15 protein-coding genes and 2 pseudogenes are annotated in these 15,865 nt (G+C 68.2%); 11 read left to right on the top strand and 6 right to left on the bottom strand.

The features are described from left to right. Positions 1–9 precede the first annotated feature (9 nt). Together JOD27_RS19420 and JOD27_RS19415 are read left to right on the top strand one after the other, a co-directional pair. Positions 10–558, top strand: coding sequence for an RNA polymerase sigma factor (locus tag JOD27_RS19420; RefSeq protein ID WP_204763639.1), 549 nt, complete (start codon positions 10–12; stop codon positions 556–558). Further along, entirely contained in the window at positions 545–1,081 is a 537-nt protein-coding gene (locus JOD27_RS19415) for a hypothetical protein (protein WP_204763638.1), read from the top strand. The genes JOD27_RS19420 and JOD27_RS19415 overlap by 14 nt, the downstream gene beginning before the upstream one ends. On the opposite strand, the gene JOD27_RS19410 is transcribed toward JOD27_RS19415, so the two are convergent. After that, positions 1,078–1,896 (bottom strand): VOC family protein, encoded by an 819-nt coding sequence (locus JOD27_RS19410; RefSeq protein WP_204763637.1) that lies wholly within the window; start codon positions 1,894–1,896, stop codon positions 1,078–1,080. The two genes, JOD27_RS19415 and JOD27_RS19410, sit on opposite strands and share 4 nt — an antisense overlap. A gap of 94 nt (positions 1,897–1,990) precedes the next feature. On the opposite strand from JOD27_RS19410, the gene JOD27_RS19405 reads away from it, so the two are divergent. From JOD27_RS19405 to JOD27_RS19395, 3 genes are all read left to right on the top strand, one after another. Continuing rightward, positions 1,991–2,734 carry a class I SAM-dependent methyltransferase gene (locus JOD27_RS19405; protein ID WP_307830215.1) on the top strand — a complete coding sequence of 248 codons (744 nt, stop codon included), beginning with the start codon at positions 1,991–1,993 and terminating at the stop codon, positions 2,732–2,734. 92 nt (positions 2,735–2,826) lie between these two features. Next, the gene (locus JOD27_RS19400) at positions 2,827–7,737 is read left to right on the top strand and encodes a DUF5005 domain-containing protein (protein WP_204763635.1); all 4,911 of its coding nucleotides are present in this window, start codon (positions 2,827–2,829) and stop codon (positions 7,735–7,737) included. 18 nt (positions 7,738–7,755) lie between these two features. Next, a complete protein-coding gene (locus JOD27_RS19395) occupies positions 7,756–8,730 on the top strand; it encodes an aldo/keto reductase (RefSeq protein WP_204763634.1) in 975 nt (324 codons plus the stop codon). A gap of 1 nt (position 8,731) precedes the next feature. Here JOD27_RS19395 and JOD27_RS19390 read toward each other — a convergent pair whose 3' ends face one another. Continuing rightward, positions 8,732–9,118 (bottom strand): PadR family transcriptional regulator, encoded by a 387-nt coding sequence (locus JOD27_RS19390; protein WP_239567681.1) that lies wholly within the window; start codon positions 9,116–9,118, stop codon positions 8,732–8,734. Positions 9,119–9,333: 215 nt separating this feature from the next. Between JOD27_RS19390 and rlmN the strand changes: the two genes are divergently transcribed. The 4 genes and pseudogenes from rlmN to JOD27_RS19370 all read left to right on the top strand — a co-directional run. Continuing rightward, positions 9,334–10,440 carry a dual-specificity RNA methyltransferase RlmN gene (gene rlmN / locus JOD27_RS19385; RefSeq protein ID WP_204763633.1) on the top strand — a complete coding sequence of 369 codons (1,107 nt, stop codon included), beginning with the start codon at positions 9,334–9,336 and terminating at the stop codon, positions 10,438–10,440. A 36-nt stretch (positions 10,441–10,476) separates the two neighbouring features. Beyond that, entirely contained in the window at positions 10,477–10,722 is a 246-nt protein-coding gene (locus tag JOD27_RS19380; protein ID WP_204763632.1) for a CopG family transcriptional regulator, read from the top strand. Further along, positions 10,716–11,060: a type II toxin-antitoxin system PemK/MazF family toxin gene (locus JOD27_RS19375; RefSeq protein WP_204763631.1), complete on the top strand. Its 345-nt coding sequence runs from the start codon at positions 10,716–10,718 to the stop codon at positions 11,058–11,060. Before JOD27_RS19380 ends, JOD27_RS19375 begins: the two co-directional genes overlap by 7 nt. Positions 11,061–11,082: 22 nt before the next feature. Then, positions 11,083–11,502 (top strand): annotated as a pseudogene (locus JOD27_RS19370) (radical SAM protein); the annotation flags it as partial. A gap of 139 nt (positions 11,503–11,641) precedes the next feature. Here the strand turns inward: JOD27_RS19370 and JOD27_RS19365 are convergent. Beyond that, a pseudogene (locus JOD27_RS19365) lies at positions 11,642–11,794 on the bottom strand (dual-specificity RNA methyltransferase RlmN); the annotation flags it as partial. Between the two features lie 185 nt (positions 11,795–11,979). On the opposite strand from JOD27_RS19365, the gene JOD27_RS19360 reads away from it, so the two are divergent. Next, positions 11,980–13,536, top strand: a complete 1,557-nt coding sequence (locus JOD27_RS19360) for a serine/threonine-protein kinase (RefSeq protein ID WP_307830214.1) — start codon at positions 11,980–11,982, stop codon at positions 13,534–13,536. Positions 13,537–13,702: 166 nt separating this feature from the next. Here the strand turns inward: JOD27_RS19360 and JOD27_RS19355 are convergent, their stop codons facing one another. Further along, complete coding sequence (locus JOD27_RS19355) at positions 13,703–14,065, bottom strand: winged helix-turn-helix transcriptional regulator (RefSeq protein ID WP_204764006.1); 363 nt, start codon at positions 14,063–14,065, stop codon at positions 13,703–13,705. A 97-nt stretch (positions 14,066–14,162) separates the two neighbouring features. Here JOD27_RS19355 and JOD27_RS19350 point away from each other — a divergent pair, with 97 nt between their 5' ends. Then, on the top strand, positions 14,163–15,068 hold the full coding sequence (locus JOD27_RS19350) for an NADP-dependent oxidoreductase (protein ID WP_204763630.1): 906 nt from the start codon (positions 14,163–14,165) through the stop codon (positions 15,066–15,068). 172 nt (positions 15,069–15,240) lie between these two features. On the opposite strand, the gene JOD27_RS19345 is transcribed toward JOD27_RS19350, so the two are convergent. Both JOD27_RS19345 and JOD27_RS19340 read right to left on the bottom strand, forming a co-directional pair. Beyond that, a complete protein-coding gene (locus JOD27_RS19345; RefSeq protein WP_204763629.1) occupies positions 15,241–15,459 on the bottom strand; it encodes a hypothetical protein in 219 nt (72 codons plus the stop codon). A gap of 57 nt (positions 15,460–15,516) precedes the next feature. Further along, complete coding sequence (locus tag JOD27_RS19340) at positions 15,517–15,774, bottom strand: DUF2631 domain-containing protein (protein ID WP_189256731.1); 258 nt, start codon at positions 15,772–15,774, stop codon at positions 15,517–15,519. Between the last annotated feature and the right edge of the window lie 91 nt (positions 15,775–15,865).

Below are 15,865 nucleotides of genomic sequence, written 5' to 3'. Positions count from 1 at the left end.
GTAGTGGTTGTGAGAGACCACGAGGCACTGGCGGCGTTCGAGCGGATCTACCGCGCCCACGTCGGCGCGATCACGCGATATTTCGCCAGGCGGTGCGTCGAACCGCAGCTCGTGGCCGACCTGACCGCGGACACGTTCGTCCGCGCGATCACGTCGTTCCCGACCTTCGACTCGTCGAGAGGGACGGCGGCCGGTTGGCTGTACGGGATCGCCCGCAAGACCTTCTCCGCACACTGCGAACAGTCGGCTCGGGCCACCGAACTGGTGCGCCGTGTCGGCGGCAGGCGCGAGCTCGGCCGCGACGAGCTGGCCGAGCTGGAGCAGCGGATCGACGCCGAACAACCCGGCCGCCTGCTGCTCGAACGGCTGGAGACGCTGCCGGAGATCGAACGGGAAGCGATCGAGCTCGTGCACCTCGGTGGTCTCGCACCCAGGGAAGCGGCCGAAGCGCTCGGCGTGCCGAAGGGGGCGATGCGGTCTCGGCTGCATCGCGCCATGGCACACATGCGCGAGGTCGTCGGCGACGAGGTGGAGGTGTACGCAAATGGGCGAGTTTGATGACAGCCTGTGGGCCGAGCTGCAGAGAGAGCACGGACAGGCGCTGCTGCAGAACATGGCGAAGCAACGCAGCAGGCGCACCGCGCGTTGGATCGGAGCAGCAGCCGCGGCAACCGTTCTCGGGACAGGTGCGTTGGCGGCGTCGACCTACTTCGGTGGCGCGCCACCTGCCTACGCCGTGGTGGACAACCCGGACGGCTCGGTGAGCCTGATCCTCGAGGATGTGCAGCGGTTCGAGGAGGCGACGGCGAAGCTGCGCGAGCGGGGTGTTCCGGCGATCGCGGTGGCGTTGCGGAAGGGCTGTGCGATTCCCTCTGGCGGGCGCGACATCATTGATTCCGCAGTGGTCTTCGAGTCGGCCGCGGGCTGGCCCAAGATCACGATCGTACCGGGTCGCATCCCGGCGGGTGCCACGATCGTGCTGGCGGCGAGTCGACCCGACAGTGGTGACATCTCGCTCCTCCTCGCCGGTGTCCACGCCGACGGTCAGGTGCCTACCTGCCTGCCTGACCTTGCGCGTTAGTCGTCGTACGGGTCGTCCGCCTCGATGCGCGGCCCCGCCTCGATCACGCGAGACTGGTCGATCACCGAGAACGCCATTCCCGCGTGGTCCTCGACGACGGTGATGCGCCCGTACGGGGTGTCGTAGGGCTCGACGGTCACCCGGCCGCCGAGCTCCAGCACCCGGTACGCCACCGAGTCCGTACCGATCTCCGGCGCGGCGTTGAAGTACACCATCCAGTGCGACTGCTCCCCGTACGGGAACTCGCGGCCCATCTTCTGCCTGCCGATGAGCTCGGTGCCCTCGACGGACCACGTCGCGTAGTCCAGCCGGTGACCGTCGCCGATCTGCGTGATGTCGTAGTGGCACAGCTCTCCGAAGAACTCGTCGGCCGCCGCGCCGTCACGGGTGTTGAGCTCGGCCCACGCGTAGGAGCCGTGCCCGCCCATCCCGAACCGCCAGTCCGGCGGCACGTGCCGGAATCCGACGACGGCACCGGTCGGGTCGGCGATCACGGTGCTCTGCGTGTGGTCGGCGCCGTCCTCGGGGTTGCGCAGCACTGATCCGCCGAGGTGGAAGGCCTTCTCCGCGGTGGCTCGCGCGTGCGGCGTGACCAGGTACAACCGCCACGGTTCCGGTTCGCCCTGCGGTAACCCGGCGACGGGGATGCCGTCGACCATCGCCACGGTGTACCCGGCGTCGTCGGCGTAGTGCCAGCCGAACAGGCCGGTGTAGAACTCGATCGCGGCCTTCAGGTCGTCGACGGATCTCTCGACCCAGCACGGGCTTCCTCCGAGCAACGGCGCGAGCTGGGGCGTGTTGGGAGCGATCGACACTGCCGCCTCCTGCTGGGAAGAGATGCGGATACGCTACGCCGTAATTGGACGAATTCGTACAGTCACCGGGAAATCGAGGCCCTACAGTGTCTTCGTGAGGGGATTTGTGCGGGCGGCGCTGAACGCGGTGCGTCCGGTCGATGTGGTGCCGAGCCCGAACATCTGGCATTGGCCGGACGTCTACGAGGTCGAGAACCGCGCGCAGGACGTGCACAACGCGATTTGGGCGGCGTTGAACGAAGAATGTCCGTTCGACGGCTTGGACGTCGTGGACGTGGGCTGCGGCGACGGTTTCCACCTCCCTCTCTTCGCCGGCACCGCGAAATCGGTCGTCGGAGTCGAACCGCATCCGCCGCTCGTCGTGCGCGCCAAGCACCGCGTGGCGTCGCTGCCCAACGCACGCGTCGTTTCCGGGCCCGCGCAACGGCTGCCGCTCGACGACGCCTCCGCCGACCTGGTGCACGCCCGCACCGCCTACTTCTTCGGACCGGGCTGCGAGCCCGGCCTGCGCGAGGCGGACCGGGTGCTGCGGCCGGGCGGCGCCCTCGCGATCGTGGACCTCGACGGTGCGGCCGATCCGTACGGGCCGTGGCTGCGCGCCGACGAACCGCGCTACGACCCGGCCGCGGTAGAGAAGTTCTTCGCGGACAACGGTTTCTCGCTTCGGCGCATCACCGCCGAGTGGCGGTTCGAAAGCCGTGAGGCCCTGGAATCCGTGCTGCGCATCGAGTTCTCCGCGAAGGTCGCGGAGTGGGCCATCGCCTCGATCGACGGGCTGAGCTTCCCGGTGGGGTACCGGCTGCACGTGCGGCGTAAGCCCAAGGGGCTGATCCTTTGAGCTGCTAGGCCGTTCGGCGCCTGTTGTGCCGGGCGATCTCGTATGTACAGTCCCTCAGCTTCGTCGCTGCGACGTACTACTGGGGGTACGCGATGAGACGCCGGTTCCTGCTGTCGTTGGTGCTGTTGCTGGGCGTCCTCGTCGCGCCACCCGGTCACGCAGCGCCACCGTCGGCCGATCTCAACGCCTTGTTCAACACCTACGGTGACCAAGGCGGGCATTGGACCGGCGCCGACAGCACGGTGTCCGTGCCGCTGCCAGACGGACGCGTCGCGTGGCTGTTCTCCGACACGTTCCTCGGCACGGTCAACCCCGACCACTCGCGGCCGAAGTCCGCGCCGTTCATCCACAACTCGATCGTCGTGCAGCAGGGCGACCAGCTCGTGCAGACCTTGCACGGTGGCACGTCGACGAGCCCGACCTCGCTCGTCAACGCCACCAACCCCGACGAGTTCTACTGGGTCGGTTCCGCCAAGGTGCAGGACGGCGTGCTGAAGGCGCTGTACGGGCGCTACAGCAAGGCGGGCGAGGGTCCTCTCGGCTTCGCCAGGGTGGGCACCGCGCTGGTGACGTTCTCGCTGCCCTCGCTCGCGGTCGCCAGCGTCACCGACCTGACGCTCGACAAGCGGGTCGGCTGGGGTTCGGCGATCGTGTCGGACGGCGGGTTCGACTACGTCTACGGCACCGAGGACGCCGAGGGCTACAAGTTCGCCCACGTCGCCAGAACGACGAACCTCGGTGGCGCGTGGGAGTTCTGGAACGGCAGCGCGTGGGTCGCGCAGGAGAGTCAGTCCGCGCGCCTACTTTCCGGTGCCGGCACCGCGTTCTCCGTGGTGCGCATCGGCAGCCAGTTCGTGCTCGCCACGCACGACGGCAACACGCCGTTCGGCCCGTGGTTCGTCGCGTACACGGCGCCGAGCCCGACCGGACCGTTCTCCGGGCCGACCTACCTGCACAAGGCTCCGGAGCCGGAGACCAGCTCCGGCTGGCAGTTCCCCTACGACGCGCAGCTGCACCAGGAACAGGCGAGCCCAGGCACGCTTCTGTTGTCCTACAACAACAACAGCCTCAACAACGGGGACAACTACAGCGACGCGCGGATCTACCGGCCCCGGTTCGTCGACGTGCCATGGCCGCCCGCCACACCGGATCCGTCGACCGTGCCCGCCGCGCCTTCCGGTGCGGCGGTGGCCACCGACAGCGAAGGTGGCGGCAAGGTCACCTGGAACGCCCAGAGCGGCCTGAGCTACTGGGTCTACCAGCGGGACGTCACGGCGGGGCAGACGCACTTCGCGCGCTCTCCCAAGCAGGACACAGCCGGTGAGCACGGTCTCGCCGGTCTGCGCGACGGGCACACCTACGAGTTCAAGGTCTCGGCGTTCAACGCGAACGGCGAAGGCGGGTTCTCGCCGACGGTCAGCGTCACCGCGCACGTCACGCCTCCGCCGGCGCCCGCCAACCTGCGAGCCACACCGGGTGCGGACGCGGACGTGGCACTGCAGTGGGACGCCGTGACCGGCAACGCGCAGTACCAGATCTTCCGGCGCGACGTGACCGCGAACGAGGCCGACTTCACCGAGGTGTGGTTCCCGAGCCCGAGCAACACGAGCTACACCGTCACCGATCTCGTTCCCGGCCACACCTACGAGTTCAGGGTGCTGGCCCGCAACGGCGGCGGGCAGAGCGGTCCGTCCAACGTCGTGCAGGCGGTGGTGAAGGTCGCGCCACCGCCCGTGCCGACGGGGCTGACCGCCGCCGCGCAGAACGACGGCAGCGTGAATCTGCAATGGTCGTCCGCGGGTGAAGGGCTTTGGTACTGGGTCTACCAGCGCGACGTGACGGCAGGGGAGACCGACTTCAAGCGGCTCGCCTACCCCGTCGCCGACGGCACCGCGGCGCGGCCGGGCATGCTGCAGAACGGGCACGTCTACGAGTTCGCGGTCACTTCGATCAACCGGTTCAACGTCGAGTCGGGGCGATCGAGCGTCGTCTCCGTGACGGCTCGGTGGGACAAGCCGGCGGCTCCCACCGGACTGACCGCCGTCGCCCAGGGCGACGGCAGCGTGAAGTTGCAGTGGAATTCCGCGGGCGACGGCCTCTGGTACTGGGTGTACCAGCGGGACGTGACCGCGGGCGAGGCGTTCGTCCAGCTCCAGTACCCGATCACCGACGGCACGAGCTTCCAGGCGGGTCTGCTGTTGAAGGACCACGTCTACGAGTTCAAGGTGAGCGGGATCAACGCGGGCGGTGAGGGTCCGGCCAGCGCGGTCGCGCAGGCCACGGCCCGCTACGACGCTCCTGCCGCGCCGGTCGGTCTGACCGCGGCCGCCGACGACGGCACGGTGGCGCTGAACTGGAGTGCTGTGCCGGGCGCGTGGTACTGGATCTACCAGCGCGACGTGACCGCGGGCGAGTCGAACTTCACCAAGCTGGAGTACCCGATCACGTCCGGCACGTCGTTCACGGCGGGCCTGCTCGCCAACGGGCACACCTACGAGTTCAAGGTCTCCGCCATCACCAACGGCGGTGAAGGCGCGGCAAGTGCCGTGGTGTCCGCGAAACCGATGCCTCCGCTGCCCGCCAAGATCACCGGACTGACCGCGACACCGAAGCCGTCCGGCGAGATCGAGCTCGCCTGGACCGCGTTGCCGAGCGTCTACTACTGGATCTATCAGCGGGACGTCACCGCTGGTCAGGGCTTCACCAAGCTGCCGTACCCCGCAAGTGAGGCCAAGTTCGCCGCCGGCGGCCTGACGCACGGGCACGTGTACGAGTTCAAGATCGCGGCCACCAACCTCGCCGGTGACGGTCCCGCTTCCGACGTCCTGTCCGCCACCGCGAGCTACGCGCTGCCCGCCGCTCCCGCCAACCTGCGGGGTGGCGCCGCCGGTGACGGCAGCGTCGACCTGGAGTGGGATTCGGCAGGGCCGAACCTCTACTACTGGGTCTACCGGCGGGACGTGACGGCGGGCGAGACCGCGTTCACCCGTGCCGCGTTCCCGACCGACAAGACCACGCTGAGCTGGGAGGGGCTGCGCGACGGCCACGTGTACGAGTTCCAGGTTCGCGCGGAGAACGCGGGCGGTCTCGGACCCGTGTCCAACACCGTCAGCATCACGTCGCGCGGCGGACTGCCCGCCCCGCCGACGAACCTGACCGCGTCACCCGGCAACGGCAGGGTGGTGCTGAACTGGACGGCGAGCCCTTCCGGGAGCGTCTACTACTGGGTCTACTACCGGGACGCCTCGATCGGCGAGGGCTTCCGCAAGCTCGACGTGCCGTTCGGATCGCCGACGGCGACGCTGGAACCGTTGACCAACGGGCACACCTACGAGTTCAAGGTCTCCGCGACGAACTCGTCCGGTGACAGCAGGACGACGCCGGTGGTGAGCGCCCGGCCGTTGCCGCCCGTGCCCGCGGCGGCCTCGTTGACCGCCATCGCGGGCAACGGCGAGGTCGGCCTCGGCTGGAACGCGGTCGAGCACGCCACGTACTTCTGGGTCGAGTACCGCGACACGACAGCGGGACAGGTTGCGTGGCAACGGCTTCCGCTGCCCGTGCAGGCGTGGGCGCACACCGTCCGGCCGCTCGCGAACGGGCACCGCTACGAGTTCCGGGTGATCTCCGGCAACGTCGCGGGGGAGAGCGGCGCGTCGAACGTGGTGGCGGCGACGCCGGTGCCACCACCGCCCGCAGCGCCGTCGAACCTGCGTGCCGTCGCCGGGGACAAGAAGGTGACGCTGACCTGGAACGCGAGTCCCAGCGGACCGGTGTACTACTGGGTGTACTTCCGGCCGCAGGGCCACAGCGAGTCGTACTACTTCCAGTACCCGGCGAGTGGCACGTCGTTCACCGCGACCGGTCTGCTCAACGGGTTCACCTACGAGTTCCGGGTGACCGCGGCGAACCTCGGCGGTCAGTCGCCACCGTCCAATGTGGTCAGCGCGAAACCATTCCAGCCCTTGCCTTCCGCGCCCGGCGGCCTGTCGGTGAGCGCGGGGGACGGACGGGCGCTGCTCAGCTGGAACCCGAGCGGCGGAGCCGACTACTACTGGGTGTACTTCCAGCCGCAGGGGCAGACGAGCTGGTTCTACTTCCCGAACCCGGTGCACGGCACGTCGTTCACCGCGACCGGCCTGCTCAACGGCTACAACTACTCGTTCTACGTGCGCGGGGCGAACGAAGCCGGCCAGGGAGCCCCGTCGAACACGGTGACGGTGAAACCCCTGCCGCCGTTACCCGTCGCGCCCTCCTGGATCAACGCCGCGCCCGAACGTGACACCGCCAAGGTGAACGTGTGGTGGGCGACGAGCCCGACGCCGGGCATCCTCTACTCGCTGGAGGTCCGCAACGCGTCCGAGAACGGCCCGTGGTACCCGTTGTCCACCACCAACCGCACGAGCGACTACCTGCACCGGCGTCCGGTCGGCACGCTGTGGGAGTTCCGCGTCTCCATGTCGAACATGGCCGGCACCGTGTACTCGCCGACCGTGCGGGCCGCGTCGAACGTGTGGATGCCGGACTTCCAGTACAACTGGCAGAACATCACCAACGGCTCGAACGCGGCCGCGTACCTGGTCGTGCAGAAGCTCGGCCTGGAATGCGCGACGAGCAACCGCCAGCGGGTCTGCTTCGGCTTCAGCCCGGCGGTCACCGGTCAGCCGATCACGATCGGTGACTACTTCTTCTTCCCGGGCAGCAAGGAACGGCTCAACACGCTCACCCGGTGTGAAGCGGACGAGAAGTTGAGCCTGCGCGGCAGCTACGGCGTGGGAGTGGCCGAGAACAACTCGCAGCAACTGCTCCGGCACGAGGCCGTGCACACGTGGCAGACGACGTTCTTCTCGTCGTACGGAGGGTTCGTGAGTGCGTACGCGATCGCGGCCGGTTACTCGTCGAAGGTCGCGGGCAACCCGTGGCGGCTGAACAAGTTCGAAACGGACGCCAACCTCTGGTGGGGCGGCTACCTCGGGCCCTACGGCGGCACGCGTGACTGCTGGTAGCGCATTAGGCTCTGGTTCGTGGAGAAGCGAATCGCAGGCAGGTTGAACCGTCAGGTCGGCGTCGTGGGGCTGGGCTGCTGGCAGCTCGGCGCCGACTGGGGCGAGGTGGACGAGAGCGAGGCGCTCGCGTTGCTGCACGCCGCGGCCGACACGGGAGTCGATTTCTTCGACACCGCGGACGTGTACGGCGACGGTCGCAGTGAGACGCTCGTCGGGCGGTTCCTCAAGGAGCGCAAGGATGGCGTCTTCGTCGCCACGAAGATGGGGCGGCGGCTGCCGGCGCAGACCACGGAGGGCTACAACCGGGAGAACTTCCTCGCGTGGAACGACCGGAGCCGCCGCAATCTGGGTGTCGACACGTTGGACCTCGTGCAGCTGCACTGTCCGCCCACGCCGGTGTACAGCCGGGACGAGGTGTTCGACACCTTGGACGAAATGGTTGAGCAGCAAAGGATCGCTGCCTATGGCGTGTCGGTGGAGAAGGTCGAGGAGGCGCTGGCGGCGATCAGGCGTCCGCACGTGGCCAGCGTGCAGATCATCCTGAACGCGTTCCGGCTCAAGCCCCTCGAGGAGGTGCTCCCGGCTGCGGCCGAGGCGGGTGTCGCGATCATCGCGCGGGTGCCGCTCGCGTCCGGGTTGCTGTCCGGGAAGTACGACAAGGCAACGACTTTCGGCGCTGACGATCATCGCAACTACAACCGCAACGGTGAGGCGTTCGACGTCGGCGAGACCTTCTCCGGGGTGCCCTACGAGGTCGGCCTGGAGGCCGTCGAGCGGTTGCGCCCGCTGGTTCCGGAAGGCGCCTCGATGGCGCAGTTCGCGTTGCGGTGGATCATCGACCAGCCCGGTGTCACGGTCGTGATCCCCGGTGCGCGCAACGTCGAGCAGGCGCGGGCGAACTCAGGTGCCGCTGATCTGGAGCCTGTGGACGAGAAGGCAGTCGCCGCGGTGTACGACGAGCTGATCCGGCCGCACGTGCACGACCGGTGGTAGGTCACTCCTCGGCCAGGATGGCGTAGAGCTTGCGCCGCAGCTCGTTGTAGAGCTCGACGGCGCGAGCCTTCTGCTCGGGCGTGCCCGCGTGGGAGATCTGCTCCATCGCGCTGCCCAGCAGCCGGATCGCGGTGCGCAGCTCGCCGTCGACCGGGTCGAGCTGGATGTCGATGTCGCGCCAGGGCGGGGCCGTGTGCTCCGTCCTGCCGTGATCGGTGAGCGTGAACAACTTCTTGCCTCCTTCCTCCTCCGCGGAGATGAGGCCTTCGTCGGCGAGCATCTGCAGCGTCGGGTAGACCGAGCCGGGGCTCGGGCTCCATCCGCCGCCGGTGCGCCTGGCGATCTCCTGAATGATCTCGTAGCCGTGCATCGGCCGTTCTGCCAGCAACGACAGAACCGCCGCCCGGACGTTGCCGCGCCTCTGGCGGCCGCCCCTGCCACCGCCCCTGCCACCGCCCCTGCCGCCCCCGAAGGGCCCGTGGCGATGCCTCTGGTGGTGCTCTCTGTGGTGTGGTCTCATCATCATGTCGCTAACGATATATCGGAAGCTATCGCGATGCAACGGTCTTGTCGGCGGTGGGTTCATGGGACACTGGATGTGCTATGACCTCGCTTCCCCTTGTCTTCGACGCGCCCAAGCGCGGCCTGCCGCCGCGCCACCTCGTCGACCTCTCGCCTGCCCAGCGTGCCGAAGCCGTTGCGGCCCTTGGTGAAAAGCCGTTCCGCGCCAAGCAGCTGTCGAACCACTACTTCGGCCGCCTGACCGTCGACCCGGCCGAGATGACCGACATCCCGGCCACCTCGCGCGAGAAGCTCGTCGCCGACCTGATGCCGCCGTTGTTCACGGTCGTGCGCAAAGTCACGTGTGACGAGGGGACCACCTCGAAGACCCTGCTGCGCGCACACGACGGCACGCTCATCGAGAGCGTCCTGATGCGCTACCCGGACCGCGCGACGCTGTGCATCTCGTCGCAGGCCGGCTGCGGCATGGCGTGCCCGTTCTGCGCGACCGGCCAGGGCGGCCTGCAGCGCAACCTGTCGACCGCGGAGATCGTGGACCAGGTGCGGCTCGGCGCGGCGGCGATGCGCGACGGCGAACTGCCCGGCGGTCCCGGACGGCTCTCGAACATCGTCTTCATGGGCATGGGGGAGCCGCTCGCGAACTACAAGCGCGTGATCGAGGCGGTCCACCGCATCACCGCGCCGGCGCCGGACGGCCTGGGCATCTCGCAGCGCACGGTCACCGTGTCGACTGTCGGCCTGGTGCCGGCGATCCGGAAGCTGACCGAGGAGAAGCTGCAGGTGCGGCTCGCGGTGTCGCTGCACACGCCGGACGACGAGCTGCGCAACACGCTGGTGCCGGTGAACACGCGGTGGGACGTTGCCGAGGTGCTGGAGGCCGCGCGTGGGTACGCGGATCAGACCGGGCGGCGGGTGTCGATCGAGTACGCGTTGATCAGGGACATCAACGACCAGCCGTGGCGTGCCGACCTGCTGGGCAAGAAGCTGCGCAAGCACCTCGGGCAGCTGGTGCACGTGAACCTGATTCCGCTGAACCCGACTCCGGGGTCGAAGTGGGACGCGTCGCCCAAGCCGGTGGAGCGGGAGTTCGTGCGGCGGGTGCGGGAGCAGGGTGTGGAGTGCACCGTGCGGGACACGCGGGGCCAGGAGATCGCGGCGGCCTGCGGGCAGCTCGCGGCCGAGGGCTGATCGACAACCTGGTAATACCCGGTTATACTCGGTTTCATGAAGACGGCAATTTCGGTACCTGACGAGACATTCGCCCAGGTAGAGCGCGGTGCGAAGTGTCTGGGTGTGACGCGCTCGGAGTTTTATGCTCGTGCGGCTCGGTTCTATCTCGAGCATCTGGAGCGGGAGTCGTTGACCAACGAGATCAACTCCGCGCTGGAGTTGATCGGTGATGATGACTCGTCGGCGGCTGCTGTCAGCGCTGGACGACGTCGGTTGGAGCTGGCGGACGACGAGTGGTGATCGAGCGAGGAAGCATCCACTGGGCCGACCTTGGTCAGCCTGAAGGCTCACGACCTGCCAAGCGGCGTCCAGTGCTTGTCATTCAGTCCGACTCCTACAACGCCAGTCGGCTGTCGACTGTGCTGGCGGCGGTGCTGACCTCCAACACGAAGTTGGCGACCGCGCCTGGGAACGTGTTTTTGCCGTCATCGGCGACTGGCCTGCCTCGTGATTCGGTCGTCAACGTCACAGCGCTGGTCACCCTGAACAAGACAGACCTGGCTGAGCAGGCTGGGGACGTTCCCCTGGTTCTGATGCGTGATGTGGATGCGGGACTGAGGCAGGTTCTGGATCTGTGACGTGTCGAGTTGTAAATCGGTAGGGAGCGAGGAGCCGCTCGCGAACTACAAGCGCGTGATCGAGGCGGTCCACCGCATCACCGCGCCGGCGCCGGACGGCCTGGGCATCTCGCAGCGCACGGTCACCGTGTCGACTGTCGGCCTGGTGCCGGCGATCCGGAAGCTGACCGAGGAGAAGCTGCAGGTGCGGCTCGCGGTGTCGCTGCACACACCGGACGACGAGCTGCGCAACACGCTGGTGCCGGTGAACACGCGGTGGGACGTTGCCGAGGTGCTGGAGGCCGCGCGTGGGTACGCGGATCAGACCGGGCGGCGGGTGTCGATCGAGTACGCGTTGATCAGGGACATCAACGACCAGCCGTGGCGTGCCGACCTGCTGGGCAAGAAGCTGCGCAAGCACCTCGGGCAGCTGGTGCACGTGAACCTGATTCCGCTGAACCCGAAGTCGCGGATCGTCAGGACCGCCATGATCCCACCTCCGATGCTGTCATTGCAGTCAGTGCCAGCACCGAACCGACGCGGGATCAGGCGATCAGCTCGCCTGTCGCCGGGTCCACGACGATGTCCGCGACGCGGCAGGTTCAGCCCTCGGCCGCGAGCTGCCCGCAGGCCGCCGCGATCTCCTGGCCCCGCGTGTCCCGCACGGTGCACTCCACACCCTGCTCCCGCACCCGCCGCACGAACTCCCGCTCCACCGGCTTGGGCGACGCGTCCCACTTCGACCCCGGAGTCGGCTACAGGGCTGAGCAGGGACAACGCTACGAGCGAGACACCGAGAGGCATGGCTGGCCGCCCTCGCGAGAAGTGCAGCGAAGCGGTCTAGACCAATAGGCACGGTAGCGAAGCCGGCACGCGCTGTCAGCGGACAAGGCCGGACAGAAAACCGGGCGGCCCGGCCGGGCGGCTACCATGCCGCGTCGTGGGGGAACCGACGAGACTGGTTGCGGGCCGGTACGCGACGATCAGCGAACTCGGCCGCGGCGGCATGGGGGTCGTCTGGCTGGCCGAGGACCGGGTCATCGGACGGCAGGTCGCGCTCAAGGAGCTGCGGACCACCGAGACCGACCGCGTGCTGCGCGAGGCCCGCACGGCAGGGCGCCTGAACAGCCCGAACGTCGTCGCCATCTACGACGTCATCGTCGAGGACGGCGTCACGTACCTGGTCATGGAACTCGTCGAGGCCCCCACGTTGTCCGAGGTCATGACCCGCCGGTCGCTCACCGAGGACGAGGTCGCGGACATCGGCCTGCAGACGCTGAGCGCGCTGGAGGCGGCTCACGCGGCGGGGATCGTGCATCGGGACGTCAAGCCCAGCAACATCATGGTGCTGCCCGACGGCCGGGTGAAGCTCGCCGACTTCGGCATCGCCCGCGCGATGGACGACCCCGGGCTCACCGCGACCGGCGGCATCATGGGCTCGCCTGGCTACATGGCGCCGGAGCTGTTCTCCGGCAAGCCTCCCTCGCCGGCGAGCGACCTGTGGGCGTTGGGCGCCACCATGTTCCACGCCGTCGAGGGCCGAGCGCCGTTCCAGCGCGACACGACCGCGGCCACGATGCACGCGATCATGTACGAGGAGCCGGTGCTGCGGCGCGCCACCGGGCCGCTCGGCGCCACGATCATGGGGCTGCTCACCCAAGACGACGCGAAGCGCCTCACCGGGCCCCAGCTGCGTGAACGGCTCCTGGACCGCACCAAGGTGGTCACGCCGCCCCCGCAGTCCGAGCAGACCGTCGTCATCGAGCCCGTCACCACGTACGTCGCGCCGCAGGCCGTCACGCGTGAGGAGTGGGGCGACGAGAAACCCAAGTCCCGCAAGAAGATCGGGGCGTTCGCCGGTGCCGCCGCCGCACTGGTGGTGATCGCTCTCGCCGCGGTGTTCCTCCTCAAGCCGGAGACCCAGCCGGGTGCGGCCGCCGCACAACAGCGACCCAGCTCGGAACCGCCACCGTCGAGCAGCACCTCGTCGAGCGCGCCGTCGAGCAGCAGCGCGGCGCCGAGCAGCAGTGCCGCACCGTCCAGTTCCGCGGTGAGCAGCTCGAAGCCTGCCCAGACCACGCAACCGGCGGCTCAGCCGCCGACCACGCAGCCCAAGCCGCCGCGCAAGACGTTCGTGCTGAACCGGCACCTCAAGAGCGGCACCTACCACTTCAGCGGCACGCCGAGCGTGGGCACCCCGGCGGGGTTCAACGCCGAGTTCAGCATGGGCAAGCTGGCGGCCGAACCAGAACCGAACACCAAGCCGCTGTACGCCTGCCGCATCAACAACTCCGAGGACCACATGACGTCGGGGTCCTCGACCTGCGAGGGGCAGACGGTGCTCGGGACGCTCGGCTACATCTTCACCGAGAAGCCGTCCGACGCCCCGTCGCTGCCCCTGTACCGCTGCCTGTTCAACGGCACGCACTTCGACTCGAACCAGGCGAACTGCGAGGGCTACAAGCTCGAGTTCCAGTTCGGGTGGACCGTCCAGTGATCTAGGGCCTGTATCGAAGTCCATGTCCGCGATAGCCGGGCCTGACGCGGCCCCTGGCGGCACGGCCGGACGGCCCACATACAACACCGGTATGCGGGCCGTCCGGCCGCACCACCAGGAACCACCTCAGGCGCGACTCTCATCGAACGGGACTTCGATACAGGCCCTAGCGGGCGGGTTCCATTCCCAGCGGTTCGGCGGCGTCGAACGTCTCACGTGCCTCTGCGACCGACTCGTAGTTTCGCTGCGCCCACGACCGCAGTGCTGCCAATGGCTCCGTGACGCTCCGCCCCAGCTCCGTGAGCTCGTACTCGACGCGCAACGGCACCGAGGGGTAGACCGTGCGCGTGACGAGCCCGTCGCGCTCCAACGTGCGCAACGTCTGGGTGAGCATCTTCTGGCTGATGCCCTCCAACCGGCGCTTCAGCTCGCCGAACCGCTTCGGCCCGTCCTCCAGCGCACCGATCGTCAGCGCCGTCCACTTTGACGCGACCATGTCCAGGAGGTCGCGACAGGGGCACATCCTCATGTAAACGTCCCTGATCACGCCTAGTTTCTACCAGGTACCTAGTGCACCAACTAGTGCCTAATTGCCAACAGAGACCAGGTCCCCGAAGCTGAAGACCATGCGAGCGATCACCCAGAACGAGTTCGGCGACCAGGACGTCCTCACCCTCTCCGACCTGCCCAAGCCCACCCCGTTGCCGACGGAGGTGCTGGTCAGGGTGCACGCGGCAGGTGTCAACCCGGTCGACTGGAAGACCCGCGCGGGCAGCGGCATGGCCGGTCTGCAGACCTTCCCGCTCGTGCTCGGCTGGGACGTCTCCGGCGTCGTCGAGGAGGTGGGCTTCGGTGTGACGACGCTCAAGCCCGGCGACGAGGTCTACGGCATGCCGCGCTTCCCGCACGCCGCGAGCGCTTACGCCGAGTACGTCACGGCGCCGTCCCGCCACTTCGCGAAGAAGCCGAAGGGTCTCAGCCACGTCGAGGCGGCCGCACTGCCGCTGGCCGCGCTCACCGCGTGGCAAGTCCTGAAGGACACGGCCGACGTCCAGCCGGGGCAGAAGGTGCTGATCACGGCCGCGGCGGGCGGCGTGGGCCACCTCGCGGTCCAGATCGCGAAGGCGCTCGGTGCGCACGTCGTCGGCACCGCCCGTGAGCCCAAGCACGCGTTCCTGAAGGACCTCGGAGCCGATGAGGTGATCGACTACACCCAGGGCGACTACGAGGGCACCGACGTCGACGTGATGGTCGACCTGGTCGGCGGCGTGTCACCGGCTCCGGTGCGCGGCGGTGGCCTGTTCGTCGGCGTGCCGTCCGGAGTGGACAGCGCGGTCCGCGACGACATCAGGACGAGCCCGATCCTGGTCGAGCCCGACCGCGCGGGACTGGAGGCGATCACGGCGCTGGTCGAGTCCGGCGATCTCAGGGTTCACGTCGACGCGACGTTCCCGCTGGAAGACGCCGGAAAAGCACATGCCCTGGGCGAGACGGGCCGCACCCAGGGCAAGATCGTGCTCGAAACGCTCTAGTAGGCCGTCGCGGCTTAGTTGTGTGGTCCGCGATCTTGAGTTGGTTGTAGTTGCGAGCCGAGGCAAACGTTTGCTGATCACGCCACCTACCGCCAACTCACGATCACATCGCCGACACGCCGCGCGACACGCGGACGACCGGCCCATACCAAAGGTTAGAGGCGACGGTCTACTAGTAGCGTGTCGCAGCTATCGCTTGGGATGCGACAGTGAGGGTGATGCCGGCAGGCAGCCGCGCTTCGATCATGAAGATCGCGCTCTCATGGCTGCCGACTGCACGGTTGGCAGCAGTCGGGGTGATCAGCAAACGTTTGCGTCGGCATTTCTCTACCGCCATCTCGGCAGCGACGTGCACGAGAGCGCGACCATCCGGGCTTTCGGTGACGAGCACCAGACCGCCCAGCCCCCTGCCCGACTCAACGGAGCACAACCAAGCCGCGACGCTCTATCAGCGGCGCCAGGACGTCTTGCGCCGGGCGGCGTCCCACACCAGCAGCGCGATGATGACCACGCCGGTGGCGACGAGGTAGATGTTCTCGGTGTTGCCGTGGTGGTTGCCGATCAGCATGAGGAACACGAAGATCGCGGACAGCCAGCCGGCGATGCGGGTGCCCTTGGGCAGCGTGCCGTGCCAGCCCCACTCGTGCGACGGCTCCTCGTGAGGGTCGACGGCAGGACGCTTGTCCAGTTCCGAGGACGAAGCCACGGTTTCCTCCACTGCTCATCCGGATTACGAGGTCATCGTCGCACATGTGAGTGAGTGCGGATGTGTGAGGTCGCGCGCGCACGGCTTACCG

The sequence above is a fragment of the Lentzea nigeriaca genome, from assembly GCF_016907955.1.
In the GTDB taxonomy this organism is placed as follows: domain Bacteria; phylum Actinomycetota; class Actinomycetes; order Mycobacteriales; family Pseudonocardiaceae; genus Lentzea; species Lentzea nigeriaca.
This window is presented reverse-complemented; position numbering and strand designations above follow the sequence as displayed.

What these genes read in the sequence shown, in the direction of transcription:
- JOD27_RS19415 (WP_204763638.1), top strand. Translation starts at nt 545, where the DNA reads ATGGGCGAGTTTGATGACAGCCTGTGGGCCGAGCTGCAGAGAGAGCAC.
- JOD27_RS19350 (WP_204763630.1), top strand. Translation starts at nt 14,163, where the DNA reads ATGCGAGCGATCACCCAGAACGAGTTCGGCGACCAGGACGTCCTCACC.
- JOD27_RS19355 (WP_204764006.1), bottom strand. Translation starts at nt 14,065, where the DNA reads ATGAGGATGTGCCCCTGTCGCGACCTCCTGGACATGGTCGCGTCAAAG.
- JOD27_RS19380 (WP_204763632.1), top strand. Translation starts at nt 10,477, where the DNA reads ATGAAGACGGCAATTTCGGTACCTGACGAGACATTCGCCCAGGTAGAG.
- JOD27_RS19400 (WP_204763635.1), top strand. Translation starts at nt 2,827, where the DNA reads ATGAGACGCCGGTTCCTGCTGTCGTTGGTGCTGTTGCTGGGCGTCCTC.
- rlmN (WP_204763633.1), top strand. Translation starts at nt 9,334, where the DNA reads ATGACCTCGCTTCCCCTTGTCTTCGACGCGCCCAAGCGCGGCCTGCCG.